The organism is Leifsonia sp. McL0607, from assembly GCF_049993355.1.
GTDB lineage: Bacteria > Actinomycetota > Actinomycetes > Actinomycetales > Microbacteriaceae > Leifsonia.
Genome location: NZ_CP188253.1, coordinates 2,789,037 through 2,815,824 on the forward strand (window position 1 = coordinate 2,789,037; position 26,788 = coordinate 2,815,824).

21 protein-coding genes and 1 tRNA gene are annotated in these 26,788 nt (G+C 70.1%); 12 read left to right on the forward strand and 10 right to left on the reverse strand.

Annotated elements, in window-relative coordinates; all coding sequences use genetic code 11:
- Positions 1-3,324: an ATP-dependent DNA helicase gene (locus ACPPVW_RS13480; protein WP_426623619.1), complete on the forward strand. Its 3,324-nt coding sequence runs from the start codon at positions 1-3 to the stop codon at positions 3,322-3,324.
- A 210-nt stretch (positions 3,325-3,534) separates the two neighbouring features.
- On the opposite strand, the gene ACPPVW_RS13485 is transcribed toward ACPPVW_RS13480, so the two are convergent.
- Positions 3,535-4,584: a phosphotransferase gene (locus ACPPVW_RS13485; RefSeq protein WP_426623620.1), complete on the reverse strand. Its 1,050-nt coding sequence runs from the start codon at positions 4,582-4,584 to the stop codon at positions 3,535-3,537.
- A gap of 79 nt (positions 4,585-4,663) precedes the next feature.
- Here ACPPVW_RS13485 and nudC point away from each other — a divergent pair, with 79 nt between their 5' ends.
- Positions 4,664-5,686 carry an NAD(+) diphosphatase gene (nudC, locus tag ACPPVW_RS13490; protein ID WP_426623621.1) on the forward strand — a complete coding sequence of 341 codons (1,023 nt, stop codon included), beginning with the start codon at positions 4,664-4,666 and terminating at the stop codon, positions 5,684-5,686.
- A 14-nt stretch (positions 5,687-5,700) separates the two neighbouring features.
- On the forward strand, positions 5,701-7,461 hold the full coding sequence (locus ACPPVW_RS13495; RefSeq protein ID WP_426623622.1) for an ATP-dependent helicase: 1,761 nt from the start codon (positions 5,701-5,703) through the stop codon (positions 7,459-7,461).
- Between the two features lie 973 nt (positions 7,462-8,434).
- Here ACPPVW_RS13495 and ACPPVW_RS13500 read toward each other — a convergent pair.
- Positions 8,435-9,778: a zinc-dependent metalloprotease gene (locus ACPPVW_RS13500; protein ID WP_426623623.1), complete on the reverse strand. Its 1,344-nt coding sequence runs from the start codon at positions 9,776-9,778 to the stop codon at positions 8,435-8,437.
- A 156-nt stretch (positions 9,779-9,934) separates the two neighbouring features.
- Here ACPPVW_RS13500 and ACPPVW_RS13505 point away from each other — a divergent pair, with 156 nt between their 5' ends.
- Together ACPPVW_RS13505 and ACPPVW_RS13510 are read left to right on the forward strand one after the other, a co-directional pair.
- Complete coding sequence (locus tag ACPPVW_RS13505; RefSeq protein WP_426623624.1) at positions 9,935-11,074, forward strand: YlbL family protein; 1,140 nt, start codon at positions 9,935-9,937, stop codon at positions 11,072-11,074.
- A 134-nt stretch (positions 11,075-11,208) separates the two neighbouring features.
- Positions 11,209-14,160: a UPF0182 family protein gene (locus tag ACPPVW_RS13510; RefSeq protein WP_426623625.1), complete on the forward strand. Its 2,952-nt coding sequence runs from the start codon at positions 11,209-11,211 to the stop codon at positions 14,158-14,160.
- 57 nt (positions 14,161-14,217) lie between these two features.
- Here the strand turns inward: ACPPVW_RS13510 and ACPPVW_RS13515 are convergent, their stop codons facing one another.
- The gene (locus ACPPVW_RS13515; RefSeq protein WP_426623626.1) at positions 14,218-14,604 is read right to left on the reverse strand and encodes a hypothetical protein; all 387 of its coding nucleotides are present in this window, start codon (positions 14,602-14,604) and stop codon (positions 14,218-14,220) included.
- Positions 14,605-14,689: 85 nt separating this feature from the next.
- Between ACPPVW_RS13515 and ACPPVW_RS13520 the strand changes: the two genes are divergently transcribed.
- The gene (locus tag ACPPVW_RS13520) at positions 14,690-15,220 is read left to right on the forward strand and encodes an isochorismatase family protein (protein ID WP_426623627.1); all 531 of its coding nucleotides are present in this window, start codon (positions 14,690-14,692) and stop codon (positions 15,218-15,220) included.
- 258 nt (positions 15,221-15,478) lie between these two features.
- Here ACPPVW_RS13520 and ACPPVW_RS13525 read toward each other — a convergent pair.
- Positions 15,479-15,555 (reverse strand) — tRNA-Met (locus tag ACPPVW_RS13525).
- Positions 15,556-15,704: 149 nt separating this feature from the next.
- Between ACPPVW_RS13525 and ACPPVW_RS13530 the strand changes: the two genes are divergently transcribed.
- Together ACPPVW_RS13530 and ACPPVW_RS13535 are read left to right on the forward strand one after the other, a co-directional pair.
- Positions 15,705-16,262: an ATP-binding response regulator gene (locus ACPPVW_RS13530; RefSeq protein ID WP_426623628.1), complete on the forward strand. Its 558-nt coding sequence runs from the start codon at positions 15,705-15,707 to the stop codon at positions 16,260-16,262.
- Positions 16,259-17,065, forward strand: a complete 807-nt coding sequence (locus ACPPVW_RS13535) for a carbon-nitrogen hydrolase family protein (RefSeq protein WP_426623629.1) — start codon at positions 16,259-16,261, stop codon at positions 17,063-17,065. The genes ACPPVW_RS13530 and ACPPVW_RS13535 overlap by 4 nt, the downstream gene beginning before the upstream one ends.
- Before the next feature lie 38 nt (positions 17,066-17,103).
- On the opposite strand, the gene ACPPVW_RS13540 is transcribed toward ACPPVW_RS13535, so the two are convergent.
- The gene (locus tag ACPPVW_RS13540) at positions 17,104-18,300 is read right to left on the reverse strand and encodes a pyridoxal phosphate-dependent aminotransferase (protein ID WP_426623630.1); all 1,197 of its coding nucleotides are present in this window, start codon (positions 18,298-18,300) and stop codon (positions 17,104-17,106) included.
- Between the two features lie 185 nt (positions 18,301-18,485).
- Between ACPPVW_RS13540 and ACPPVW_RS13545 the strand changes: the two genes are divergently transcribed.
- From ACPPVW_RS13545 to ACPPVW_RS13560, 4 genes are all read left to right on the forward strand, one after another.
- The gene (locus ACPPVW_RS13545; protein ID WP_426623631.1) at positions 18,486-20,330 is read left to right on the forward strand and encodes a trypsin-like peptidase domain-containing protein; all 1,845 of its coding nucleotides are present in this window, start codon (positions 18,486-18,488) and stop codon (positions 20,328-20,330) included.
- A 141-nt stretch (positions 20,331-20,471) separates the two neighbouring features.
- The gene (locus tag ACPPVW_RS13550) at positions 20,472-21,515 is read left to right on the forward strand and encodes a glycosyltransferase family 2 protein (protein WP_426623632.1); all 1,044 of its coding nucleotides are present in this window, start codon (positions 20,472-20,474) and stop codon (positions 21,513-21,515) included.
- Positions 21,516-21,517: 2 nt separating this feature from the next.
- A complete protein-coding gene (locus ACPPVW_RS13555; protein WP_426623633.1) occupies positions 21,518-22,336 on the forward strand; it encodes a CDP-alcohol phosphatidyltransferase family protein in 819 nt (272 codons plus the stop codon).
- A complete protein-coding gene (locus tag ACPPVW_RS13560) occupies positions 22,329-23,210 on the forward strand; it encodes a glycosyltransferase family 2 protein (RefSeq protein ID WP_426623634.1) in 882 nt (293 codons plus the stop codon). The genes ACPPVW_RS13555 and ACPPVW_RS13560 overlap by 8 nt, the downstream gene beginning before the upstream one ends.
- Here ACPPVW_RS13560 and ACPPVW_RS13565 read toward each other — a convergent pair.
- From ACPPVW_RS13565 to ACPPVW_RS13585, 5 genes are all read right to left on the reverse strand, one after another.
- Positions 23,207-24,115, reverse strand: coding sequence for a hypothetical protein (locus tag ACPPVW_RS13565; RefSeq protein ID WP_426623635.1), 909 nt, complete (start codon positions 24,113-24,115; stop codon positions 23,207-23,209). The genes ACPPVW_RS13560 and ACPPVW_RS13565 overlap by 4 nt on opposite strands.
- A 77-nt stretch (positions 24,116-24,192) precedes the next feature.
- Positions 24,193-24,492 carry a helix-turn-helix domain-containing protein gene (locus ACPPVW_RS13570; protein ID WP_426623636.1) on the reverse strand — a complete coding sequence of 100 codons (300 nt, stop codon included), beginning with the start codon at positions 24,490-24,492 and terminating at the stop codon, positions 24,193-24,195.
- A gap of 204 nt (positions 24,493-24,696) precedes the next feature.
- A complete protein-coding gene (locus ACPPVW_RS13575) occupies positions 24,697-24,867 on the reverse strand; it encodes a hypothetical protein (protein WP_426623637.1) in 171 nt (56 codons plus the stop codon).
- A gap of 285 nt (positions 24,868-25,152) precedes the next feature.
- Entirely contained in the window at positions 25,153-25,887 is a 735-nt protein-coding gene (locus ACPPVW_RS13580) for an ABC transporter ATP-binding protein (RefSeq protein ID WP_426623638.1), read from the reverse strand.
- Positions 25,888-26,772 carry an ABC transporter permease gene (locus ACPPVW_RS13585; protein ID WP_426623639.1) on the reverse strand — a complete coding sequence of 295 codons (885 nt, stop codon included), beginning with the start codon at positions 26,770-26,772 and terminating at the stop codon, positions 25,888-25,890.
- Positions 26,773-26,788: the final 16 nt, after the last annotated feature.

Here is a 26,788-nt window from a genome sequence, read left to right on the forward strand (position 1 = left end):
ATGAACGACGACGGACTGCTCGACCTCGCCGACCAGCTGGGCGTCGATGTCGGCGAGCCGGGCCTCGACCTCGTCGAGCTGGCGTTCGCGGCGGCCTCCGAGCATCCCGAGCCGGCCCGCCCGGCTCGCCGGCTGAGCGCAGCGGAGATCGCCGAGGCCCTGGGACTCCCGCGCCCGACGCCGCAGCAGGAGGCCGTCATCGAGGCACCCCTCGGCCCGGCGATCGTCGTCGCGGGCGCCGGCAGCGGCAAGACCGAGACGATGGCCAACCGGGTGGTCTGGCTGCTCGCCAACGGGCTCGTGCGGGTACCGGAGATCCTGGGGTTGACCTTCACGCGCAAGGCCGCCGGCGAGCTCGCCGAGCGGGTGCGGCGGCGGATCGAGCAGCTGGCCGCCTCCGGCCTCACCGAGGTCGAGTTCGATCCGTTCGACGCTCCGGAGATCGCCACCTACAACGCCTTCGCCAACGCGATCTTCCGCGAGAACGCCCTGCTCATCGGACGCGAGCCGGAGTCGGCGGTGCTCAGCGAGGCGTCGGCGTGGCAGCTCGCCCGCCGCGTCGTCGTCGCCAGCTCGGACGACCGGCTCGTCGAGCTCGACAAGAGCGTCGACGCGGTCACCACCGCCGTCCTCGAGCTCAGCAGGGCGCTGAGTGAGAATGTCGCCGACGCGAGCGACGTGCACCGCATGGTGGAGGGTTTCGGCCGGCTCCTCGACCTCCCGACCGGCAGCGGGCGCGTGAAGGACGCGTACGCCTCCGTCCGCGCGGCCGTCGCCGCGGTGGGCTCGCTGCCACCCCTGCTCGACCTCGCGGAGCGGTTCGCCGACGAGAAGCGTCGCCGCGGGTTCGTCGAGTACTCCGACCAGGTCGCGCTCGCCCTGTCGGTGTGCGAACGGATCCCGTCCGTGGTCGAGGACTACCGCCGCCGCTACCGCGTCGTGCTCCTCGACGAGTATCAGGACACCTCGGTCGTGCAGACCCGCCTCCTCGCCGCGCTCTTCGCGCGGGAGGCCGTGATGGCGGTCGGCGACCCGCACCAATCGATCTACGGTTGGCGCGGCGCGAGTGCCGCCAACCTCGGCCGGTTCCCGCTCGACTTCGCCGGGAGCCGAGACGGGGCCGCGTCGTACGCGCTGAGCACCAGCTGGCGCAATCCGACGCGCGTGCTCGACGCCGCGAACGCGCTCGTGGCGCCGCTCTCGGCGGGATCGCCAGTGCACGTCGAACTGCTGCAGCCACGCCCCGGCGCGATCGTGGGCGAGCTCGACCACGTGTTCGAGCAGACCGTGGAGGACGAAGCGGCGGCCATCGCCGAGTGGCTGCGCGCGCGGCTGGCCCAGCGGGATCGCACCGGCCTGCCCCCGTCTGCCGCGTTGCTCTGCCGCTCCATCAAGAAGATCGACGCGTTCACCGGCGCGCTCGCCGCGCGGGGCGTGGCTTACCACGTGCTCGGTCTCGGCGGCCTCCTGGAGCAGCCGGTGGTCGCCGACCTCGTGAGCGCGCTGCGGGTCATGCACGACCCGACTGCCGGGTCCGAGCTGATCCGCCTGCTGACGGGGGCGCGATGGCGGATGGGTCCGCGCGACATCGCGGCCCTGCGCCGGGTGGCGAGCTGGCTCGCCGCCCGCGACCACCGCTTCCAGACCCTCGACCCCGAGGTCCGCGAACGGCTGCGGGGCTCGGTGGTGGCAGAGGAGTCGGCCTCGCTCGTCGACGCGCTCGACTTCGTCGTGGAGGCGCCGGACGGTCACGGCCAGTTGTCCGGCTTCAGCGTCGTCGGGCTGGAGCGCCTCCGCGCGGCCGGGCGCCAGCTCGACCAGCTGCGCTCGCGTTCCGGGCTCGACCTCCTCGATCTGGTCACGCTCGTGCAGCAGGAGCTGCGGCTCGACATCGAGGTGGCGGCGAACGAGTCGGCGCAGCTCGGACAGGCATCGCTCGATGCGTTCGCCGAGCAAGTGGCCTCCTACCTCGCCAGCGACGATCGCGCGACGCTGGGCTCGTTCCTCGCCTGGCTGGCCGAGGCCGAGCAACGCGACAACCTCGCGCCGCGCAGCGAGGACGCCGAGCCCGGCACCGTCCAGATCCTCACCATCCACGGCGCGAAGGGCCTGGAGTGGGACATCGTGGCGGTGCCGCGCCTGGTCGACGGCGAGCTGCCGGGGCCGCCGCAGAGCAGGCGCGGTTGGCTCGCATTCGGCCAGCTTCCCAACGAGTTCCGCGGCGACTCGGCCGAACTCCCTGTGCTGACGTGGCGCACCGTAGAAGACCAGAAGCAGGTCGACGAGGCGATCTCCGCCTTCGAGGCCGCCAACGTCAGCAGACACCTCGACGAGCAGCGCCGGCTGATCTACGTGGCCGTGACCCGGGCGCGCGTGAGCCTCCTGCTGAGCGGCTCGTACTGGTCGACCCAGTCGCGGCCGCGTGGTCCGGGCGCCTACCTGCTCGAACTGCAGCAGGCGGGTCTGCTGCCCGCCGACGCCTTCCCCGCCTGCGATGAGCCGGACGAGAACCCCCTGGCCCCAGAATCCCGCACGGTGCTGTGGCCGCTCGACCCGCTCGGGCCGCGCCGCAGCCGGGTGGAGGCTGCGGCCGAGGCCGTGCGTGCTGCCAGCGAGCGCGGTCCGGGAGACGGCGGCGTCTATGCGCTCGACGTCGACCTGCTGCTCGCCGAGCGCGCCCGTCGTGAGGCCGAGGACGGGCTCGTCGAACTGCCGACGCGCATCCCGGCCTCGCGCTTCAAGGACTTCGTGAGCGATCCGGCCGGGGTGGCCGCGCAGCTGCGTCGGCCGATGCCCGAACGGCCCTATCGGCAGACGCGGCTCGGCACGCTCTTCCACCGCTGGGTCGAGGAGCGGTACGGCGTCCCGGGCGGGGCCTCCGACGAGCTCGACTCGGCCGCGACCGAGCTGGACGATCCGGCGGGTGAGCTGCTGGGCGCGGAGGCGCTGGCCGAGTTGCAGGCGACGTTCGCGTCGAGCGAGTGGGCGTCGAAGGCGCCGCAGGAGGTGGAGCTGGAGATCCACGTGACCCTGGCCGGCCAGGTCGTGGTGTGCAAGCTCGACGCCGTGTACGCCACAGGCGACCCCGAGCACGACGTCCAGATCGTGGACTGGAAGACCGGCAAGGCGCCGCGCGACGACGAAGACCTGGAGCGCAAGCAGCTGCAGCTGGCGCTCTATCGCCTCGCGTACGCCCGCCACGCGGGTATCGACCCGGCGAAGATCGACGCTGTCTTCTATTTCGTCGCGGATGACCGCGTCATCCGCCCGCGCCGCCTGTACTCGGAGGCCGAGCTCGCCGACCTCTGGTCTGCGATCCGTTGACCGTCCGCAACTCCGGAGACCGCGGCGCGCGGCCCCGCAAATCGCCCGTAACTCCGGAGACCAGGCCGATCCCGCCCCGCATCTCCGGACGAGCCGACCGACAGCCGAGACTCCGGAACTCCGGAAATCGGGCCGGCTTCGGGTCGGGTCTCCGGATGAACGGAACGGAGGAGGCCGTACGGTGCACGATCTCCGGATGACAGGACGGGGTCAGTCCGACGAGGAGTCGTCGACCGGGCGCATTCCGCCCGGGCGTACGGCGGCGCGGTCGCCGGGGGTGCGGTCGAGCATGGCCTCCACATCGTCGATCGCCATGATCGGGCCGGTCGCGGTCGACAGCGGGGTGACCGTGTTGCTGTGGACGCGGTCCACCAACCCGTCGAGCATCTGCACCGCGTCGTCCACGATGCTCTGATCGCGCAGCTCCCGACCGTGCAGCAGCCAGCGGGCGACCTCCAGCTCGGCGTACAGCATCGCGCGCTGTGTGAACTGGCGGTCGGTGGAGACCTGGCGGGTGGAGGCGTAGGCGATGAGCGCGCCGTCGGTGGCTTCCGGGTTCATCGCCAGCAGCCAGTGCAGGTCACGCGCGGGATCGCCGACGCGCAGCGCGGACCAGCCGAGGACGGCGCCTACGGTCTCGCCGTCGACGAGGAACGAGTCCGCCGTCAGCGCGCCGTTGATGACCGTCGGCTGGAACTGCCAGATCGAGTGGTCGGCGACGGCGTCGCGCCAGCGCTCGCGCAGCGCCGCGGGCAGCTCGCCGGTCGAAGCGGCCGACTCGATGAGCGCGGCGGTCGACGACAGGCACTCGGCGGCCGAGAGCACGGGGAGGCCGGCCTCGCCGACGAAGCTGGTGGGGAGCGTGTGGATGGCCGCGATGGCGTGGCCGATCGAGCCTGCCAGTCCGTCGCCCGGAGGAACATCCTCGACGGCGACGTGCTCGCCCGGGAGGAAGTCGTAGACGATGGCGCGTGTGCCGCCGACCGGTGTCTGGCCGAGGTAGCTGGGCACGTCGAACGGCAGCCGACTGCGGATGCCGGTCGTGAGCGCGCGGAGGGCCACGAGGTCGGAGCTCTGCTCCGTCTCGGCCGCCTGGGTGAGCGGGACACGCACGATGCGGGCGGTTCCGTCCGGTGTGGTGAGCACGGCGGAGTCGAACTCGCCGGCTCCGTCGGCGGAGTGGCGCCGGGTACTGGTGACAGTGAGGTCGGGCACGGCCGAGCTGGCCAGCGCGGCTAGAGTGAGAGGGGATCTGGCCATGGACCTAGGCTAAATGGACTTCCGCGCGTGGGCAGTTCCGCCACGCCTTGCACATCCGCTCCGCCCCGAAGGGATCTCGATGTCGTCCGCTCCGACGTCCGCGCTGCCGCTCGCTGCGCTCCCGCTCTCGCGCCACGCTGTCGACCGCGACCACGCTGCGCGTTCCCGGCCCGCCCTGTTCGACGAGCTGTGGGAGGAGCCGACGACGCGCGTCCTCGCGCTGTGGAAGGGTCGTGCCCTGCTGACGCCGGAGAGCGTGGCGGCGGCGACTGCCTCCTCCGACGGCTGGAGCGCCCCGGACGCCGGCCCCGCCGCTCTCGACCTGCTGCCGGTGGAGCGCGTGACCGCGGCTCTGCTCCGCGTCTATCTCGGCCGCACCCTCGTGGACGTGCCGGGGGAGCCCGCTGGATCCGCGATCGTGCTCGAAGTGCTCACCGACGCGGCCGCGGCCGAGCTGGAGCCGGACGAAGCGCGCTGGGGCAACCTCCGGACCGCGGCCACGGCCCTCAGCGACCGCGACGCGGGGCTCTTCACCGAGGCGCTCGCCATCGCGAACTGGCATGCCTCGCACACGCACTGCGCGCGCTGCGGCACGCCGACGGTCGTCGAGCAGGCGGGCTGGGTCCGGCGCTGTTTCGAGGACGGCTCCGAGGCGTTCCCGCGCACCGATCCCGCCGTCATCGTCACGGTGCTCGACGCCGACGACCGACTGCTGCTCGGCTCCAACGCCATGTGGGAGCAATCCCGCTACTCGCTGCTCGCGGGTTTCGTGGAACCGGGGGAGTCGTTCGAGTCGGCCGTCGAGCGCGAGATCTTCGAGGAGGCGGGCGTGCGGGTCGTCGACGCTCGCTACAAGGGCTCGCAGCCGTGGCCCTTCCCGGCCTCCGTCATGGTCGGGATGTCGGCGCGACTCGCCGACGACCAGCCGCCGGCGGCGCTGGTCCCCGACGGCGAGGAGATCCTCGACCTGCGCTGGTTCAGCAGACTCGAGCTGTGGGAGGCGCGAGACCAGGTCATCCTGCCCGGACGGTCGTCGATCGCACGTTCCCTGATCGAGGACTGGTACTGCGGTTCGCTCGACGAGCCGCCGGTCGCTCTGTGAGTGGTGGCCGTGCCGTGAGCAGCGGGCTTCCCGCGAGCGCCGGCTCCGCGTCCGGGCCCGAGGCGTTGCTGACAGGCCTCGACCCGCAGCAGCGGGTCGCCGCCGAGGCGCTTTTCGGACCGGTATGCGTGCTCGCGGGCGCCGGCACCGGCAAGACGCGGGCGATCACGCACCGGATCGCCTACGGGGTCGCCTCCGGCGCGTTCACTCCGAACCGGGTGATGGCGCTGACCTTCACCAACCGCGCTGCGGCGGAGCTCCGCGGACGGCTCCGGAAGCTCGGTGCGGGAGGCGTGTCCGCGCGCACGTTCCACGCCGCCGCGCTGTCGCAGCTCAACTACTTCTGGCCGCAGGTCGTCGGCGGTCAGCTCCCGAGCATTCTCGACAGCAAAGGTCGCGTTCTCGGCCATGCCGCCGAGAAGCTGGGGCTGCGGGTGGACACCGCGACCCTGCGCGATGTCGCGGCCGAGATCGAGTGGCGCAAGGTCTCGAGCCTCGGGCTGGAGGAGTACGCGGCCGCTCTGGCCTCGCGTCCGCTGCCGAGTGCGCTCACGCCGGAGAAGCTGGTCGACCTCCACCGCACCTATGAAGAGCTCAAGGACGAGCGCAAGCAGATCGACTTCGAGGACGTGCTGCTCGTATGCGCCGGCATGATCGAGACCGAGCCGTCCGTCGCGATGCAGGTGCGCGAGCAATACCGGTATTTCGTCGTCGACGAGTACCAGGACGTCTCGCCCCTGCAGCATCAGCTGCTCGCCCTCTGGCTCGGCACCCGCCGCGACCTCTGCGTCGTGGGTGACGCGAGCCAGACCATCTACTCGTTCGCGGGCGCGCGCAGCGAGTACTTGCTCGACTTCGAGCGCGAGCATCCCGGTGCGACCGTCGTGCGGCTGGAGCAGAACTACCGGTCGGCCCCGCCGGTGATCGACGCCGCGAACCGGCTGATGCGGGGGCGGTCGGGGGCGTTGACGCTGCACGCGGTCCACGAGACCCGCCCCGGTGACGAGGTGCCGGCTCCCGAGACGTTCGAGGACGACCGCGCGGAGGCGCGTGCCGTGGCCGAGCGCATCGCCCAGGAGCTCGCCGCCGGCGCCAAACCGGAGAGCATCGCCGTGCTCTACCGCGTCAACGTGCAGGCTGCGGCCCTCGAGCAGGCGCTCGGCGACCTCGGCATCAGCTATCAGCTGCGCGGCTCGAAGCGCTTCTTCGACCTGCCGGAGGTGCGCCAGGCCGTCATGACGCTGCGCGCAGCGAGCGTGGCGGCGACCGACGAGCCGCTGTTCAAGTCGGTGAGCGACGTGCTGCGCACACTCGGCTGGTCGGTGCGACCGCCGGAGGGCCGGGGCTCCGTGCGCGAACGGTGGGAGTCGCTCAACGCGATCATGGGCCTGGTGGACGAGATGCCGGAGGGGGCGACCTTCCGCCGGTTCACCGACGAGCTCCTGGCGCGTCAGGCAGGCCAGCACGAGCCGACGCTGTCGGCCGTCACGCTCGCGACCCTGCACGCGGCGAAGGGCCTCGAATGGGACTCGGTGCACCTGGTCGGCCTGTCGGAGGGACTCGTGCCCATCAGCTACGCATCCACGTTCGAGCAGGTCGACGAGGAGCGCAGGCTGCTCTACGTCGGGATCACGCGTGCGCGGCATCGTCTTCGGCTGAGCTGGGCGCAGCGGGGCAACCAGCCGGGTCGGCCGATGTCGCGTCAGCCGTCGCGGTTCCTCGCCGAGCTGGCGGCCCCGCGTGCGTCGGCGAGGGAGGCAGACCCGGGGGAGTGAGACCCGGGGGAGTGAGACCAGGGGGAGGGGCACACAGCGGAGTGAAGCACCCGCACTCGGGGTGCGGCTCCCAGCCGAACTCTGTCCAACGGGCCGATCCGGCGTCGTAGCGGGAGGCTGTCGCCGTGCTGCTCGGCGGCTCAGCCGCCCGCACCGCCGGCCGTTTCGTCCTCTGCTCGTCGAGAGCCGCGAGCACGACCGCCGCCGTAGCGGACGCCACCGCACCACACACCAGCTCCGACTCCCCGGGCGCCGGGCGGGTGTGCAGTTGCGCGGCGAGGGCCGGCCACGCCGGGTCTCTGTCGCGTCGATGCAGGTCGAGGCAGCGCAGACAGGCCGTCTCGCCCGGCCGCACGAGCGGTCCGACCGTGGCGCCCGCATCGCCGAACACGACGGCGATGTGCGGGATGTCACGGCGCAGCCACCGCTGGTGCCGGTACGGCGCGACAGCGAACGACGCGATCACGATCGCCGCTGCCGCCTCGTCTACCGCAGGGTCGTCGGCCGAGAGGCCGCTGCGCACGTCCACGCCGGCCTCACGAAGCAGGGTGAGGACGCGCGCCGCCGTCGGGCCGGTCCCGTCGAGCACGACGATCGCATCGCGGGCGCCGGCGTCACGGGCGGCGGCGCCGGGGACGAGAACGGGTTCCAGCCGCGCGAGCAGAGCGTCGGCCGCGCTGGGCTCAGCCCCGGCGCTGCGCGCGATGAGCCGGAGGGCGCCGATCGCGACGCCGCCGGCCAGAGCGGAGACCATCCGTTCGCCCGCGGCGTCGAGCGGGTCGAGCACGAGGCGCGGACGCTCCACGCCGAACTGGAGGGCGTGCGGCGAGCGCCACACGCGGGGGACCGTGGGATCGAGCTGGTAGACCATCCGGCCATCCTGCCGGGCGGGAGGTCGTCGTCCGGCGTTATCCACAGACGAATGCGATCAACGCCCGTCATCCACAGGCGGCCGTGGCGATGGAGGGCCTGCTCAGTCTTCCGTCGGCCGCTCTCCGTCGCCCCGGAGCAGGTCTTCGATCGCCTGGTCGAACTCGTCGCGGTCCGGCTCCTGCCCGGAGGCCGCGGCGGTGAGCCGGGCCACGAGCGCGGACGGGTCGTCGAGGTCCGCCGCCTGCGGGAGGAGGTCGGGGTGCGACCACAGCCGGTCGCGCGCCTCCTGACCGACGGCGTCGGTCACGGCCTGCCACATCGCCGCGGCGTCGCGCAGCCGGCGCGGGCGCAGCTCAAGCCCGACGAGCGTGGCGAACGCCGATTCGGCCGGACCTCCCGCTGCGCGGCGCCGACGCACGGTCTCGGCGATCGCGTCGGCCTTCGGGAGCAGTCGCGTGGCGTCGGCGGTGATGACGTCGACCCAGCCCTCGACGAGGGCGAGCACGGTCTCCAGGCGCCCCAGCGCCTCCTGCTGCTCCTCGGTCTTGGGCGGGATGAGGGCGCCGGACACCATCGCCTCGCGCAGCTCCTCGGGGTTCGCCGGATCGAAGCTCTGGGCGAGCGACTCCAAGCGGTCGGTGTCGATCGTGATTCCGCGCGCGAACGCGGTGATCTGAGTGATGAGCTGCAGCCGCAGCCACTTGGCATACCGGAACAGCCGCGCGTGGGCGAGCTCCCGGACGGCAAGGTACAGCTGCACCTGGTCGAGCGGGATGTCGAGCCCGTCGCCGAACTCGGCCACGTTCTGGGGGATCAGCGCCGCTGCGCCGTCGGCGAGCAGCGGGATGCCGATGTCGCCTCCCGAGACGACCTCCTTCGACAACTGCCCGACGACTTGGCCCAGCTGCATCGCGAACAGAGCGCCGCCGACAGATCGCATGACCTGGCCGGCGTTCTCGATCATGCCCTGCATCTCTTCTGGAGCCTGCTCGGTGAGCACCCGCGTGAGCGCGTCGGAGATGCTGAGCGCGACCGGCTCGGCCAGCTGCGTCCACAGCGGCATGGTCTGCCGCGCCCATTCGGCCCGCCCGATCAGCTCGGGCGGTGTCGAGAGCCCCGCGACGGTCGTGGCCTGGTCGAGCCAGAGCGCCGCGACGTTGAAGGCCTGGTCGAGCGCCGACCGCTCGGCCGGGGTTACCGCGTGCGCGCCCTCACCGGCGAGCGTGCGCGCCTGCTGCGACGCCACGTCCCAGTTGATGCCGCCGCCCGGGTTCAGGAGGGCGTTCTGCAGCTGACCCAGCAGTTGCTGGATGGCGGCAGGGTCGTTCGGCAGCCCCGCCGCCCCGGCGAGCTGGCTCGGGTCGATCGAGGAGTCGCCCGACAGGAACTCCCGGAGCATGTCACGGAACTCGTCATCCGGTTCTTTGTTCGGATCGTCGGCCATGATGCGCCCCTCGTCTCGAATGGATTCCGCCGTTGATTACGGCTTTCCAGGCTTGGGATCTACGCTAGCCCGTGATCGCCGCGAGCCGGGTGAGAATCAGCTCGGGCTGCGCCGTGCGCTGTGCGCCCGTGGCGAACACGACCGAAGGGACTGCATGTGACGCTGTTCACCGACGACGACCACCCAGAGCCGCCGGCTGAACGCCAGCGGGTGGCGCCGTCCCGCCGGGTGATCGTCGGCTGGGTCTCGATCGGCGTCGCCGTCGTGCTCGCACTCGTCCTGGCCCTCGCCCCCGCGCCGTTCGTCATCGAGCAGCCGGGGCCGGTCTTCAACACCCTCGGCACCGATCAGGCGGTCGGGTCGGAGCCGTCGTCCGATGCCAAGCAGCTGATCACCATCCCGAGTCAGACCACCTACCCGACGGCGGGCTCCCTCGACCTGCTGACTGTGTCGGTCGTCGGCAACCCGGACCAGCGTCCGAGCTGGTTCGACATCATCCGCGCCTGGTTCGACCCGAGCCGTGCGGTGCAGCCGATCGACCAGGTGTTCCCTCCCGGGACGACGACCGAGCAGTCCAACGCCGCGAACGCCGCTCTCATGGTTGACTCCCAGCAGGACGCGATCGCCGCAGCCCTCAACGAGCTGGACTATAAATTCCCGCAGAACGTCGCGGTCAAGCAGTTGATCCCGGGGAGCCCGGCGGCGAAGGTCCTGAAGACGGGCGACAAGATCACGAGCGTGAACGGCAAGACGGTCACCAGCGTCGGCGAGCTGCGTCGCGCGGTCGCGGCGAACGGTACGGGCAAGGCCGCCGACATCGGGATCGTCCGCGACGGCGCCGCCTCGACCGTCGCGATCACGCCGGAGGCGGCGCAGGGGCAGGTGGTCCTCGGGATCGGGGCCGGGATGGACTACAGCTTCCCATTCGACGTGAACATCCAGCTGAACAACGTCGGAGGTCCGAGCGCCGGCCAGATGTTCGCCCTCGGGATCATCGACAAGCTGACCCCCGGCAAGCTCAACGGGGGCAACAAGGTCGCCGGCACCGGCACCATCGACAACGCCGGCGCGATCGGCGCGATCGGCGGCATTCGCCAGAAGATGTTCGCGGCCCGGGACACAGGAGGCGCGAGCTACTTCCTCGCGCCGGCCTCGAACTGCGACGAGGTCACCGGCCACGTCCCCTCCGGCCTCCACGTCTTCGCGGTCAAGACGCTCGACGACTCGCTCGCCGTGCTGAAGGCCGTGAGCAGCGGGTCGAGCACCGCCGGCCTCCCGGCCTGCCCGGCCTCCTGACATCTCCGAGGGCGGGGCGCGTCGGCCGCCCACCTGGCGTACGTCGTCCTCACCGCCAGACCGCAGCGTTCTCCAAGCGAAGGCCACCTAGGATGGTCGTCTGAGTCACCCCACGAAGAGCAAGAGGGCAACACGTGAGTTCAAACGCTGCAGTTCGACCCCCGGGACGCCGTCGGGCGGCCATCTGGATCACGCTGGGCGTGATCGTGGCGCTCGTCATCCTGTTCTTCGTCTTCGCCGGGTTGTACGCCGACGTGCTGTGGTACCAGCAGCTCGGGTTCCTCAACGTGCTCACCACCCAGTGGCTCGCCGGCGCCACCATGTTCTTCATCGGGTTCTTCGCGATGGCCCTTCCGCTGTGGCTGTCCATCCAGCTCGCCTACCGGCTTCGGCCCGTCTACGCCAAGCTGAACACCCAGCTCGACCGCTACCAGCAGGTGATCGAGCCGCTCCGCCGGCTCGCGATGTACGGCATCCCCATCATCTTCGGCATCTTCGCGGGCGTCTCGGCCGCGAGCCGTTGGCAGGCGGCCGCGATCTGGCTGCACGGCACGTCCTTCGGCAAGACCGACCCGCTGTTCCACCTCGACATCGGCTTCTACGTGTTCGCGCTGCCGTTCTACCGCAGCGCCGTCGCCTTCGCGTCGGCCGTCGTGCTCATCTCGCTGCTGGCGACCCTCGCCACCAGCTACCTCTACGGCTCCATCCGCGTCAGCGGGCGGGAGGTGCGTATCTCCCGGGCAGCTCGCGTCCAGATCGCGGTGATCGCCGCCCTCTACCTCTTGCTGCAGGGCGTCAGCATCTGGCTCGACCGCTACGCGGCAGTGACCGACTCGAACGTCAACGACATGATCAACGGCGCCGCGTACACCGACGTGAACGCGACCATCCCGGGGCGGGCCGTGCTTGCGGGTGCCGCCGTCTTCGTCGCCATCCTCTTCGCCATCACCGCCTTCAGCGGGCGCTGGCGCTTCCCGGTGGTGGGCACGGCGCTGCTCATCGTCGCAGCGCTCGTCGTCGGGGCGATCTACCCCTGGGTCGTCCAGCGCTTCCAGGTCGACCCCAGCCAGAAGACGCTCGAGACGCCGTACATCCAGGATTCGATCGATGCCACGCGCGATGCCTACCGGCTCAGCAACATCGACGTGATCCCGTACAACGCGAAGACGGACGCCCAACAGGGTGCGCTGCGGCAGGATGCCCAGACGACCGCACAGATCCGCATCATGGACCCCGCGGTGATCAGCCCGTCGTTCCAGCAGCTCCAGCAGTTCCGGCAGTACTACTCGTTCCCGCGCAATCTCAACGTCGACCGGTACAGGATCAACGGCAACGAGCAGGACGCGGTGGTCTCGGTGCGCGAGCTCAACCAGTCGGGGCTGACGAGTCGCAGCTGGTTCAACGACACCGTGGTCTACACCCACGGCTACGGGATGGTCGCTGCCTACGGCAACCAGCGCTCCAGCGACGGGCAGCCCGTCTTCATGCAGTCGGGCATCCCCAGCACGGGCACCCTCGGGACGTACGAGCCGCGGGTGTACTTCGGCCAGCAGTCGCCGACATACTCGATCGTCGGCGCGCCCAAGGGGGGCAAGTCGGTCGAGCTCGACTATCCGGGCGGCAGCAATGACGCGCAGCAGACCTACACCACGTTCTCCGGCAACGGTGGACCGAAGCTCGACAACATCTTCAAGCGTCTGGTGTACGCGCTGAAGTTCCAGGACGAGCAGATCGTGCTGTCCGACGCGGTGAACAGCGACTCGCAGATCGTGTACGACCGCGATCCGATCAAGCGCGTGCAAAAGGTGGCCCCCTTCCTGACCCTCGACTCGCAGGCGTACCCCGCGGTCATCGACGGCCGCATCAAGTGGGTCATCGACGGCTACACGACGAGCGACCAGTACCCGTACTCGCACGTCGGCAGCTTGAGCGACGCGATCGCGGACACCGAGACGCCGAAGCCCGCCTACGCCTTCGACAACATCAACTACATCCGCAACTCGGTCAAGGCCACCGTCGACGCTTACGACGGTTCGGTCAAGCTGTACGCCTGGGACGCGAAGGACCCGGTGCTGCAGACCTGGGAGAAGGTCTTCCCGACCACGGTCCAGCCGATCAGCGACATGAGCGCGCAGCTGCTGAGCCACGTGCGCTACCCGTCGGACCTGTTCAAGGTACAGCGAGCGGTGCTCGGCCAGTACCACGTCACCGACGCCGGGTCGTTCTACTCGCGCGACGACGCCTGGACCACGCCGAACGATCCGACATCCTCGCCGTCGGATCCGACGCTGCAGCCGCCGTACTACTTGACGTTGCAGATGCCGGGGCAGGAGAAGCCGTCGTTCTCGCTGTACTCGACCTTCATCCCGCAAGCGTCGAGCGAGTCCAGCAGGTCTGTGCTCAAGGGCTACCTGGCTGTGGACGCGGATGCCGGCTCGACGAAGGGCAAGGTCGCCTCCGGCTACGGCAAACTCAGGCTCCTGTCCCTGCCGTCGAGCGACACCATACCCGGGCCGGGTCAGGTGCAGAACAACTTCAACTCTGACCCGACGGTGTCTCAGGAGTTGAACCTCCTGAGACAGGGCAAGACCGACGTCATCAATGGCAACCTGCTGACGTTGCCGGTCGGTGGCGGCCTGCTGTACGTGCAACCGGTCTTCGTGAAGTCGACCGGCGAGACGAGCTACCCGATCCTGCAGAAGGTGCTCGTCGCGTTCGGTGACAAGATCGCCTTCGAGGACACGCTCGATCAGGCGCTGGACTCGCTGTTCGGCGGTGATTCCGGAGCGAGGGCCGGCGACAACAACGTTCCGACGACCGGGGGCGGGACATCCGGCGGAACGGGCACCGGCTCCGGTACCGGCACCGGCACCGGCTCCGGCACGGGTTCGGGATCGACCTCCGGCCAGAACAACGCAGCACTGCAGCAGGCGCTCCAGCGGGCCAAGCAGGCTCTCGCCGATCGTGAGGCCGCGTTGAAGGCCGGAGACTGGACGGCGTACGGCGCCGCGGACGCACGCTTGCAGCAGGCGCTCCAGGACGCGATCGCCGCGGAGGGGACCGGGTCGGGCTCCAGCTCCAAGTAGTCTTTCCCCGACGCAGAACCGCCCACACCGAATTCGGTGCGGGCCGTTCTCGCATGCTCAGGCGCGCTCCGTGGTCGTCGCGGCCAGCCTGCGCACGACCGCGCGGACGTCGCCGAGCGTCACCGTGGTCGTCGTGCGGTGCGCGACACTCGTCACGACGTGGCCGAGGAGGTCGACGACCGCCCCGCGGACGAGCCCGGGCTGAACGATCACCGACAACAGGACGTTGTGCTCCGCGCCGACGCGCAGCGTCGTCGCACGTTTGCCACCGGTGTTCTCGGCCAGCCGGCCCTCAAGGACGAGGCCGTCGGCGATGAGACCCGCGAGCAGAGAGGAGACGGTAGCGGAGGTCAGGGCGGTGCGGCGCGCGATGGTGGCGCGCGTGGCGAGGCCGTCGCCCGACAGCACCAGCTGAAGCGCTGTGGTCAGGTTGTGCTCGCGCACGGCGGACTGGCGTCGCCTTGCCGTGTTCCTCTGCCGCAGTCCTCCCTCGGCACCCTACGGTTTACGACCCTAGCGAATGCGACGCATGATGGAGCGCATGGGATACGGCCTCATCCTCGTCGACGTGCAGCGCAACATTCTGGAAGGTCAAGGGGCGGTCGCCGGCGCTGCCGACTTCCGCGCCCTTCTCTCCGGCCTGCTCGACGCAGCCCGGGACGCCGACGCGGCGATCATCCACGTCAAGAACGACGGCCGTCCAGGCGACCCGGACGAGCCGGGAACCCCGGGCTGGGAGCTGGTGTTCACGCCGCTGCCGGGCGAGCCGGTGGTGCGCAAGGACGTCGCCAACACGTTCGAGTCCAATCCCGCCCTCGCCGACGTGCTGCGGACGATGGGCGTCGACATGGTGGTGGTGGCGGGATTGCAGAGCGAGTACTGCGTGCAGGCGACCGCGGTCGGGGCGCTCGAACGCGGCTTCGACGTCATCGTGCCCGCAGGTGCCCAGGCGACCTACGACGACGGCGAGCCAGCGGCCGACATCATCGAGCGCATCACGCTCGAGCTCGTCGCCGCCGGTGTGGAGGTGCCGGAGCTCGACGCGGTGAGGTTCCGTTGATCGAGACCGGTTCGTCGGCGCGATCGGGAGGGGTGTCGGCGCCGGCTGGGGCGTACAGGAGGCGGTCGCACACGTGTTTCCACCTCGCGCGTCCAGGCGACCGCCGAGGGCCGTGCCTCTCGAGACCGCCGGATCGAGCAGGAGCGCGCCGTTCGCCGACGCCCGCGCTGCGCTTCAGCGGCTGCTCGAAGCCTCGAAAGTCATCCATTTGGAACAAAGCGGCCCGGACCTGGGGATTTCTCCTCAAGTCCGGGCCGGTGGTTGCGGGGGCAGGATTTGAACCTACGACCTCTGGGTTATGAGCCCAGCGAGCTACCGAGCTGCTCCACCCCGCGGCACAAGAAGTGACTCTAGCACGCTCCTGGGGCGCTGTGAAATCCGCTGCAGGCCCGGGCGCGTCCGGGGGCACGAGAACCCTCGTCCACTAGAGTCGACGCAGGACCCGGGAGAAGCGAATGGCGAATTCGGCACAGAAGTACGGCGTGTGCGTGATCGAGGACGACCGGATGTCGCGTTCTACATGAAGACCGTGCTCGAGAAGCGCGCGGACGCGCAGGTCGCCCCCGTCACCGATCCGTCCTTCGCCCTCGACACGATCGCCTCGTTCGACCCGGCCGTCGTCATCACCGACATCGAGATGCCGGGGATCCGGCATCGACCTGCTCCGGGAGGTGCGCAGACCGTCGACAACCTAGTCTCGAACGCGCTCACGTTCACCCCGTCGGGAGGCATCGTGACCGTCTCGCTGCGGCGGGACGGCGACGCCGCGGTGGTGGCCGTGACCGACACCGGCATCGGCATCCCTGCTGTCGAGCTGAGTCAGCTCTCGCAGCGGTTCTTCCGCGCATCGACGGCCACCCGCAACGCCGTGCCCGGTGTGGGCCTCGGCCTGACCATCACGAAGGCGATCGTCACCGCCCACGGCGGTCGGCTCGACGTTGCGAGCGAGGAGGGGGTGGGGACATCCATCAGCCTCCACCTCCCGATCGAGACACCTGCCCCGGTGGCCGCAGCGGTCCCCGGCGTGGAGGCCGCGTCGTGAGCGCGGTCGGCATCGCGGTCGCCCAGTTCACTCCGGGCGACGACCGCGTGCACAACCGCGACCTGGTCGCCGGGCTGATCGCCGTCGCCGCCGCTCGCGGGGCGCGCCTGGTCGTCTTCCCGGAGTACTCGTCGTACTTCACGGACCCGCTCGGGCCGTCGTTCGCGCGCAATGCCGAGCCGCTCGACGGCGAGTTCGCGCAGTCCCTGGCCGCGGCGGCGCGCGAGCACGGCGTCTTCGCGATCGCCGGCCTGGTCGAGCAGACAGGGATCCACGACAAGTTCGCCAACACCCTGGTCGCCGTCGGCCCGGACGGGATCACGCAAGCCGTCTACCGCAAGCAGCACTTGTACGACGCGTTCGGGTCGACCGAGTCCGACTGGGTCGTACCCGGCGACCTGGCACTGCCCGAGGTGTTCGGGGTGGACGGGCTCCGGGTCGGAATGCAGACCTGTTACGACCTGCGCTTCCCGGAGGTCACGCGACGGCTCGCCGACGCCGGCGCCGAGCTGGTCGCGGTGCCGGCGGAATGGGTGCGCGGTCCGCTCAAGGAGCAGCACTGGTCCACACTGCTGGCCGCGCGCGCCATCGAGAACACCCTCTACGTCGCGGCGGCGGACCACACCCCGCCGATCGGCGTGGGCAACAGCATGGTCGTCGATCCCATGGGTGTGGTGCTCGCGGGCCTCGGCGAGACGACAGGGGTCGCGGTCGCAGAGGCGTCGGCGGAGCGCGTGGCCGAGGTGCGCAGGCGCAATCCGGCGCTGCAGCTGCGGCGCTACCGGGTGGAGCCGAACGACTGAGCCGCCGAACGACTGAGCCGTCGTCCCGCTTCGCGGGCTCAGGACCGCAGAGCGGCGAGGCGCTCTGCGGCCTCCTCGAGGACCTCCACGCGCTTGCAGAAGGCAAACCGCACCAGCGACGCCGTGCGGGCTGCATAGTCGTCGCGGCAGAACGCCGCCAATGGTACGGCCACGACGCCGGCGAGTTCGGGGAGCCGGCGGCAGAACTCCATCGCGTCCGGATGCCCGAGCGGCGCGGCGTCCGCGACGACGAAGTAGGTCCCGTCGCTGGGATGCACCTCGAACCCGGCGGCCCGCAGCCCGGCGGAGAGCACGTCGCGCTTGTGGGCGAGGGCTGCGGCGATCCCCGCGAAGAACTCGTCCGGCAGTGCGAGCCCCGCGGCGATCGCCGGTTGGAAGGGCGCTCCGTTCACATAGGTGAGGAATTGCTTGACCGCCAGGATCGCCGTCACCAGCTCGGCAGGCGCGATGAGCCACCCCACCTTCCATCCCGTCGTGCTGAAGGTCTTGCCGCCGGAGGATATCGTCACCGTCCGCTCGCGCGCACCGTCGAGCGTGGCGATCGGGATGTGGCGGGGTCCGAAAGCGAGGTGCTCGTAGACCTCGTCCGTCACGATGATCGCGTGGTGGCGCTCGGCGAGCTCGACCACGGTCTGCAGCGTCTCGCGGTCCAGGACGGCACCGGTCGGGTTGTGCGGCGTGTTCACCAGGATGACCCGTGTGCGGTCGGTGACGGTGCTGCGTAGCCGGTCGAGGTCGGGCCGGAAGGCGGGCGGCTCGAGCGGGACCGTGCGGTGCACGCCGCCCGCGAGGGCGATCACGGCGCCGTACTCGTCGTAGAACGGCTCGAAGGTGACCACCTCGTCGCCCGGCTCGAGCAGGGCGAGGAGTGTCGCCGCGATGGCCTCGGTGGCGCCGGCCGTCACGAGGACTTCGCGGTCCGGGTCGACCTCCAGCCCGTAGAAGCGTCGCTGGTGGTCGGCGACGGCCCGCCGGAGCAGGGGGATGCCGATGCCGGGCGGGTACTGGTTGACGCCACTGCGGATGGCCGTGACGGCGGCGTCGAGCACCGCGCTCGGCCCGTCCTCGTCGGGGAAGCCCTGCCCGAGGTTGATCGCGCCCGTTCGCACGGCGAGGGCGCTCATCTCGGCGAAGATGGTGGGGCGCACCGCTCCGTCCGCTCCCAGCAGACCCGCTCCGCGGGCAGCTGCCCGCCACGCTCCGGATACCGTCATCGGTCGCCCTCCCGTCGTGCCTGCCGAATCCCAGGCTAGGGCAGGCCAGGGCCTCCCTCCACAACGCATGCATTCGGTACGTTATGGAGAGTCATCGGGAGGCAGAAGGTCGCCCACAGGACGCGCAAATAGAACGTTCAGGTTGGCATCCCAAGCTGTCAGTGCTTGGAAGGAGCACCCACACCATGACCGACACCCCGATCACCCCGGAACCTGCGAAGCCCCAGCACGACGCCGACACCGAAGCGGTCGTGGATGCCGGCGCTGCGCAGTCCGCCCCGGCCGCTGCCGAAGCCCAGACGGCCGCCCAGCCGCAGGCTCCTACCGAGGCGCAGGCCCCTGCCGAGGCGCAGGCCCCTGCCGAGGCGCAGGCTCCTGCCGAGCCGCAGCCCCCGGCCCAGCCGGTGACCCCGAGCCAGCCGCAGGCTCCTACCGAGGCGCAGGCCCCGCAGGTCCCGCAGGCTCCGGCTGCCGATCATGGCTGGACCGCTCCCGCCGCGCAGGGCGCCACCCCGGCGGGGTCGCAGCCCACCGCCGAGCAGGCCACGGCGCAGCAGCCCACCGTTCCTCAGCCCAGCGCTCTACAGCCGGCCGCTCACCAGACGCAGCCGACCCACCAGACGCAGCCGACCCAGCAGACCCAGCCGGTCGGTCCCCAGCCTCCGTACGGCCAGCCCGGTGCTTCCCAGCAGAACTACGGCAACGGCGCGTTCGGCCAGCCGAGCGCCTACACACAGGCTCCGTACGCTCACCAGCACGGCGCTCAGCAGCCTCCCTATGGCACCGTTCCCGGCACGGCCACCGCAGAGAAGCCGGCCCGCAAGCGCAACAGCGGCCTGATCATCGCGACGCTCGCCATCGGAGCGCTCATCGGCGGCGTGGCCGGCGCCGGAGCCGGCATCGGCCTCTACTCCGCCACCGGCAACAACGCCGCCATCAAGACGGTGTCCGGTCCGCAGAACATCACCGTCAACGACGCGAACAACGCCACGACCGTCACCGCGGTCGCCGCTAAGGCGGCGCCGAGCGTCGTCACGATCTCGGTCACGGCCTCCAGCGAGGGCGGCACCGGCTCCGGCGTGGTCCTCTCGTCGGACGGCTACATCCTCACGAACACCCACGTCGTCACCCTCGACGGCGCCGCTTCCGACGTCAGCATCAGCGTCACCGACAACGACGGCAAGATCTACACCGCCAAGATCGTCGGCACCGATCCGACCACCGACCTCGCGGTGATCAAGCTCGACGGCGCGAGCGGCATGACCCCGATCACCTGGGCCGACTCCAGCAAGCTCAACGTCGGCGACACCACCGTCGCCATCGGCGCCCCGCTGGGGCTGTCCGGCACCGTGACCGACGGCATCGTCAGCGCCCTGAACCGCTCGATCAGCATCGCGTCCTCCGCGGCGCCCAAGTCGAGCGACGGAAACGGCGGCGGAAGCTCGCAGAACCCGTTCAACTTCGACTTCCCGAACCAGGGTGGAGGCTCGCAGCAGCAGAACTCGAGCCAGGGCACGATCTCGCTGCCCGTCATCCAGACGGACGCCTCGATCAACCCGGGCAACTCGGGTGGTGCGCTGCTCAACAGCAAGGGCGAGCTGATCGGCATCAACGTCGCCATCGCGAGCGCCGGCGGCAGCAGCTCGAGCGGCAGCCAGGCCGGCAGCATCGGCGTCGGCTTCTCGATCCCGTCGAATGTCGCTAAGCGCGTCTCCGAGGAGCTGATCAAGAACGGCTCCGCGACCCACGGCCTCCTCGGGGCCTCGGTCGGCGACGCCAGCAGCGACAGCAAGGCGACCACGGTCGGCGCGAAGGTCAAGGACGTGACCTCGGGCGGTGCCGCAGCGAACGCCGGACTGCAGTCGGGCGACGTCATCGTCAACTTCAACGGTCTCCCGATCACCGACGCCACCGACCTGACCGCCCAGGTCCGGGCGCTGGCCGCCGGTTCCGAGGCCGACGTCACCTACATCCGCGACGGTCAGACGAAGACCGCGACCGTCACGCTCGGCTCGCTTCCCGCCAACTGAGCTTGTCACCTCACGGAAGGCCGTCCCGCAGCGCGGGGCGGCCTTCCGTCGTGCCGGAGCGCTGTCCGCTGCCCCGGCGCCCGGGGGCACTGCGATCCCCGGCTGATAAGCTCGGCCCGACCCGAACGACGAATGGATCAGATGCCGGACGACAGCGTGAACGCACTTCCAGGTGTGTCCTACGTGATGCCCGTCCTCAACGAGGCGACCCATGTGCGGGCCGCCGTGGACAGCCTCCTCGCTCAGGACTACACCGGGCCGTTCCAGGTCACCATCGCGCTGGGTCCCAGCATCGACGGCACTGCCGAACTCGTCGCAGAGCTGGCCTCCGTCGACCCGCGGATCCGCGTCGTCGACAACGTGGTCGGTTCGACGCCCGCCGGGCTGAACCTGGCGATCCGCGAGTCGCGGTACCCGGTCGTGATCCGGGTCGACGCCCACAGCGTGCTCCCACCCGATTACGCGCGCATCGCCGTCGAGACCATGCTCGAGACCGGGGCCGACAACGTCGGCGGTCTCATGGACGCCCAGGGCACGACCCCGTTCGAGCGGGCCGTCGCGCGCGCCTACGGCAGCCGCGTGGGCCTCGGCGGCACCAAGCTGCACGTGGGAGGCGCGGCCGGCCCGGCAGAGACGGTGTACCTCGGCGTGTTCGATCGCGACCGTCTCCTGGAGGTCGGGCTCTTCGACGAGGACATCAAGCGCGGTCAGGACTGGGAGTTGAATCGCCGCATCCGGCAGGCCGGCGGCACCGTGTGGTTCACGCCGAGGCTGCGCGTGGTCTACCGGCCGCGCCCGAACCTCTACCGGCTGGCGCGTCAGTTCTTCTCCACGGGGATCTGGCGCGGCGAGCTGGCTCGCCGCTTCCCCGCCTCCAACGGCCTGCGCTACTTCGCGCCGCCGGTGATGGTGCTCGGCGTCGCGCTCGGCGTTCTGCTCGGGCTCGGCGGTGTGCTGCAAGCGCTGCTCGGGGGCAGCCCCTGGCTGCTCTGGGCGTTCGCGATCCCTGTCGCCTATCTGCTGATCGTCATCGCGTCGGCGTTGGTCTGGGGTCGTCGCGACGGCTTTTCGTCGTTCCTCTGGTTTCTCGTAGTCTTGCCGTGCATCCATTTCAGCTGGGGGATCGGGTTCATCCTCGGATATCTCTCTCTCACCAGGAACATCACGGCACACACAGGAAGGTAGGCATGACAGCAGCCGGATCCGCAGCGCACGGAGCGCGGCCGTCGTCGATCGCGGAGCTCAAGGCGGTGGCGCAGCCGCCCGAGGTGCGCGGACGCCGCAACGCGGAGCACTGGACGGCGTCGCTGTACCTGCGCAACCTGTCTCCGTACCTCACCTGGTTCCTGCTCAAGACCTCCATCTCGGCCAACGGTGTCACCGGCCTGATGATCCTCACCGGCTGGGCCACCGCCGCCAGCCTGCTGATCCCGGGCATCGGGGGCGCCGCACTCGCCCTGGTGCTCGGGCAGCTCCAGATGCTCGTCGACTGCTGTGACGGGGAGGTCGCCCGCTGGCGCAAGACCTCGTCTCCCGCGGGCATCTTCCTCGACAACGTGGGCCATTACACGACCGAGACGCTCATCGCCATCGCGCTGGGAGTGCGCGCGGCCGGGTATCCGTTCGAGGCGCCGCAGGACTTCCTGTGGACGAACCTCGGCACCCTCCTGGCCCTCGTCATCGTGCTCAACAAGGCACTCAACGATATGGTCCGCGTAGCGCGCGCCAACGCGGGCCTGCCCAAGCTTGCCGACACTCAAGCGGCGTACGCGCCCACCCACGGCGTCGTCGCTCGGCTGCGCAAGGCCGCCCGGTTCGTCCCCTTCCACCGCCTCTACCACTCGGTCGAGCTGACCATCCTGATCTTCATCTTCTCGACCGTCGGGCTCTTCATCGGGGCGACGCTCGCCGACCGCATCCTGCTCTCGGTGCTGGTGCCGCTGGCGGTGCTGGCGGCCATCGGACACTTCGTCGCGATCATGACCTCCAAGCGGGTCCGTGGCTGACCCGGCGGTCGGCGTCGTGGTGCTGACGCAGGGTACCCGGCCGCACGATCTCGTGCGCGGCATAGAGTCCGTGCTCCGCCAAGAAGACGTGCGGACCGACGTCGTGGTCGTGGGCAACGGGTGGGATCCCGCCACGGCCAAGCCTGCGCTTCCGGCCGGCGTGGGCACGCTCGCCCTTCCCGAGAACCTCGGCATCCCGGCCGGGCGCAATCGGGGCGTGCCGCGCGTGGAGGGGGAGTACCTTTTGTTCCTCGACGACGACGCGGACATCCCGTCGTCGACGTTCCTGCGTGACGCGATCGCCCTCCTTCAAGGCGACCCGTCCGTCGGCATGATCCAGCCGCGGCTGCGCGCCCGCGACGGCAAGCCGTCCCCTCGCCGGTGGATTCCGCGCATCCGCAAGGGCGAGCCGGAGCGGTCGTCGGCTGTGTTCTCGGTCCTGGAGGCCGTGATCGTCCTCCCGCGGGACGTGTTCGAGCGGGCGGGAGGCTGGGCGGACCCGTTCTTCTATGCGCACGAAGGAATCGAGCTCGCGTGGCGGGTTTGGGACCAGGGCAAGCGGGTCTGGTACGCAGGTGACCTCGTCGCCGAGCATCCGGCCGTCTCGCCGACCCGACACTCGTACTACTACCGTCTGAACGCCCGCAACCGGGTGTGGCTCGCCCGCCGGAACCTCCCGGCCGCGCTCGTGCCTCTGTACGTCGGGTCGTGGACGGGAATCCAGCTCCTGCGGTGGTTCCGCAAGCCTGCCGTGCTGAGCGCCTGGTTCGGCGGTTGGCGGGAGGGCTGGGCCTCCGACCCGGGTGAGCGCCGCCCGATCCGCTGGCGGACCGTAGGGCGCATGACGGTTGCGGGACGACCGCCGATCGTCTAGGGCTGCGGGGGTTCCGTGGGGCCGTCGATGGCGGTCGGAGCACCTGTGGGCGGCCGCGACCGGTCACGCCGCACGATCCTCCCGGGCAGTGCGCCCAGTGCCGTCCCTGCACGTTCCACGCGGCGGCCGGTGCTGCTGCCGAGCCGCTGCAGGGGGCCGGGCCCGTACGCGGGCGTGAGAGCCGCGGGGATCACCAGTGGTGTGGGCCCGAACGCCAGTCGGGAGTTCGCGACGACACGTCGGCCCAGGATGTTGTTGCCCGTCCCGCCGATGACCGCTCCGATCCCGAACGGGATCGCGCGAGCCACGATAGAAGCGCCGCCTCGCACTGCGAACTGTCGGATGAAGGCAGTGCGCAGCCGGTCGGCCAGGGGGCCGACGACCATCGACGGGAGGGTGGTCGTGACCAGTTCGCCCCAGTACGCCGTGCGGGTCACACTCGCGCCGGTGACCTGGCCGGCCAGCTGGCGCACCAGGTCGGAGCCCTCCCGTCCGAGCATCATGGTGAGCACGAGCGCGCGAGCTCGCGCGGGGTCGTCCACTGCGATGCCGTGCAGTTCGCTGAGCGACTGGGAGTAGAGCGCTGTCGCCTCCAGGAAGCCGGCCGTCTCGAGCCCGGACAGCGCGAGGGTGATCCCGGTGCCGATGGCGGGGATGACCGCGGTCGCTCCGACAGCCGCGCCTCCCGTGGTCACCGCGGCGAGATAGCGTCGTTCGAGGATGGTGGCCAGTTCGGCGGCGGATGCGTCCGGGTGTCGGCGGCGGAGGCTGCGCAGGTGTGCGAGCACAGCCGGTCGCTGGATCCCGAGAAAGCGGTCGAGGGTCGTGTCCACCGCGCGAGGAGTGTCTCCGCCGCGGGGCGGTCCGCCGGTCGGGGACACGAAGGGCTGGGGTCGCTTGGCCATCCTTACCGAGTGTAGGCCTCCTCGCGAGCGCCGCCAGGGCGACGCCCGCGTGGAGGTCGCGTCGACGCCTGAGGGTGTCAGCGTCGGCGAGCGCGTTCGCGGAGGAACTCCGCTGCCGGGAGCACGTCGAACTCTGCCGGGAGGTCGTCGCGGGACAGCCCTGCGGTGAGTGTCGCGACATCGGTGCCGAGGACACTCGCGATCCGGAGGATGGTCACGAGACTGGGGTTGGCGATGCCGCGCTCGATCTTGCCGTAGTTGGTCACGTGCATCTGGGCGAGCTCGGCGATGTTCTCCTGGCTGAGGCCCAGCTCGATCCGTGCGCTGCGTACTCTCTCGCCGAACTGCGTAGCAGCGGGAGACGTGGAATGATTCATGATTCATGACTATCCGGTTGTGCATTCCCGAACCAGAGTGATCGATACGTCGGTCTGAGAGCCTGAGGCCGAGACGGCGGAAAATGCAGGCGCTGGCTTGCGGTGGAGCGAGGGATAGCACCCCGCGACCCCACCGCCGAGGGAGCCTGCGACGGAGCCTCCCGACGGAAGGCGCCGGCCGCTTTCGCGTAGCCGGCTCGCCGTTCAGAAGCTCACCTGCCAGAGGTACTCGCGGCCGTCGGGCGGAAACCAGCGCACGACGAGGAGCGTGTCGCGCGCGGCATCGCCGCCGTGCAGGCTCGCGCGTACCGCTTCACCCGGCCGGATGGAGCACGGTGAGCTCACCCGCAGGGAGGCGCTTCCTGCGATGCTCACGGTGACTCCGCGCAGTTCGTCGGAACTCGTGTTGACGAGTCGGAAATGGGGCGCGCCGCTGCGATCGACAGTCCACGGCACGCGATAGGCGAAGCGCCGGGGACGGAGCGGGGCGAGTGGGCTGCGGAGGTTCCGAAGGTGTTTCATGCGGCAAAATTAGCCACCCCCTCCGACGCTCGAACCGCGAAATCGGGCCTAGAGACCCTTTCCGTGGACAACTCGCCGAGATTCTTTCTGTGGAGGAGTTCCCCAGACCCAGAAAATCTCTCTTGACCAGGGTATTCGCTAGCCGCCGTGGTCCTTGTTATACAGGTCGAGGACCTCGTCGATCGGACCGTCCAGCACCAGAGCGCCCTTGTCGAGGTAGAGGCCCCTGGCGCAGAACCGTCGTAGATCCCTCTCGTTGTGCGACACGAAGAACATCGTGCGCCCATCGGCCAGCAGCTCCTCGATCTTCGCGTAGCACTTCTCGCGGAACGACCGGTCGCCGACCGCGAGAACCTCGTCGACCAGCAGCACGGGCTCCTCCAACTGCGCGATCACTGAGAAGGCGATGCGCACCTTCATGCCGCTGGACAGGTGCTTGTAGGGCGTATCCACGAAGTCGCCGATCTCGGCGAACTCGATGATCTCGTCGAAGCGCGCATCGATCTGCTGCTTGGTCATGCCGTGCAGACCCGCCGTGAGGAACACGTTGTCGCGTACCGTGAGGTCGTCCACGAAGCCCCCGGTGATCTCGATCAGCGGGGCGACGCCCTCCGTGACCCGAACCGTGCCCTCGTCGGGCAGCAGGACGCCGGCGACGAGCTTCAGCAGCGTCGACTTGCCCTGGCCGTTGCGCCCGACCACGCCGATCGCCTCGCCGGACTCCACGCGGAACGAGACGTTGCGCAGCGGCCAGAAGTCGCCGGGCCGCGAGCGGCGCTGCCGGGACCCGAACAGGTCTTTGAACGACCGCCGCGCTCCACGGTTGCGCTTGAACCGCACGCCCAGGCCGGCGACGTCGATGACGGGTGCCACCTAGATCTCCTTCAGGATGTCGCGCTCGAAACGCTTGAACACCAGCCAGCCGACGCCGAGCAGGATCAGGGACATCACGGCGGCCACGATCACCAGGTACCAGTCCAGCTCCTCCGGGAAGAAGGCGGAGCGGTACAGGCTGACGATGCCGGTCAGTGGGTTGAACGCCGACCAGAAGTGCAGGGAGAACAGCGTCTCGGTCTGAGCGCCGGGGTGCGCCGCCGCGTACGCGGCGCAGTGCTTGGCCGCGACGCCGGCGCCGCAGCCGCCAGGCAGGTCGCGCGCACTGTAGATGATGGGCGACGCGTAGAAGAGGAACCGCAGGGCGAGCTTGACCGCCCGCTCGAGGTCGCGGAAGAAGACCACCAGCGGCGCCACGATCAAGCCGACGCCGACCGTCAGGACGATCTGGATCAGGATCGCGAGCGGGAACAGCAGGATGTAGACGTTGACCTTCGCCCCCGTCGCGATCGCGAAGATCGCCAGCACGGGCAGCGAGAGCAGGAATTCGATGCCCTTGGAGGCCACGATCCGGTTCACCCAGATCGTGCGGGGGATCATCGTCGACCGGATGAGCTTCGCCTCGCGGATGAACGCCCGCGTGCTGTCGGAGACCGCGCCATTGAACCACATCCACGGCAGGAGGGCCGCGAGCAGGAAGACGATATAGGGATTCTCGCCGACGGTGCGATGGAAGATGACCGTGAAGACGAACCAGTAGATCGCGCTCATCACGAGCGGGTCGAGGATCGACCACAGGTAGCCGAGTGCGCTGGTCGAGTAGCGGACGCGGAGGTCGCGTCGCGTCAGCAGCCACAGGGACTGGCGGTAGCGCGCGAAGCGCGTCCGCTGCCCGGGGCGCACGTCGACGGAGGTACTGGTCACGGGAACCTATCGTATT

Excerpts from the sequence above, each read along its gene's own strand:
- ACPPVW_RS13480 (WP_426623619.1), top strand. The coding sequence starts at position 1 with ATGAACGACGACGGACTGCTCGACCTCGCCGACCAGCTGGGCGTCGAT.
- ACPPVW_RS13485 (WP_426623620.1), bottom strand. The coding sequence starts at position 4,584 with ATGGCCAGATCCCCTCTCACTCTAGCCGCGCTGGCCAGCTCGGCCGTG.
- nudC (WP_426623621.1), top strand. The coding sequence starts at position 4,664 with ATGTCGTCCGCTCCGACGTCCGCGCTGCCGCTCGCTGCGCTCCCGCTC.
- ACPPVW_RS13500 (WP_426623623.1), bottom strand. The coding sequence starts at position 9,778 with ATGGCCGACGATCCGAACAAAGAACCGGATGACGAGTTCCGTGACATG.
- ACPPVW_RS13520 (WP_426623627.1), top strand. The coding sequence starts at position 14,690 with ATGATGGAGCGCATGGGATACGGCCTCATCCTCGTCGACGTGCAGCGC.
- ACPPVW_RS13540 (WP_426623630.1), bottom strand. The coding sequence starts at position 18,300 with ATGACGGTATCCGGAGCGTGGCGGGCAGCTGCCCGCGGAGCGGGTCTG.
- ACPPVW_RS13545 (WP_426623631.1), top strand. The coding sequence starts at position 18,486 with ATGACCGACACCCCGATCACCCCGGAACCTGCGAAGCCCCAGCACGAC.
- ACPPVW_RS13550 (WP_426623632.1), top strand. The coding sequence starts at position 20,472 with ATGCCGGACGACAGCGTGAACGCACTTCCAGGTGTGTCCTACGTGATG.
- ACPPVW_RS13555 (WP_426623633.1), top strand. The coding sequence starts at position 21,518 with ATGACAGCAGCCGGATCCGCAGCGCACGGAGCGCGGCCGTCGTCGATC.
- ACPPVW_RS13565 (WP_426623635.1), bottom strand. The coding sequence starts at position 24,115 with ATGGCCAAGCGACCCCAGCCCTTCGTGTCCCCGACCGGCGGACCGCCC.
- ACPPVW_RS13570 (WP_426623636.1), bottom strand. The coding sequence starts at position 24,492 with ATGAATCATTCCACGTCTCCCGCTGCTACGCAGTTCGGCGAGAGAGTA.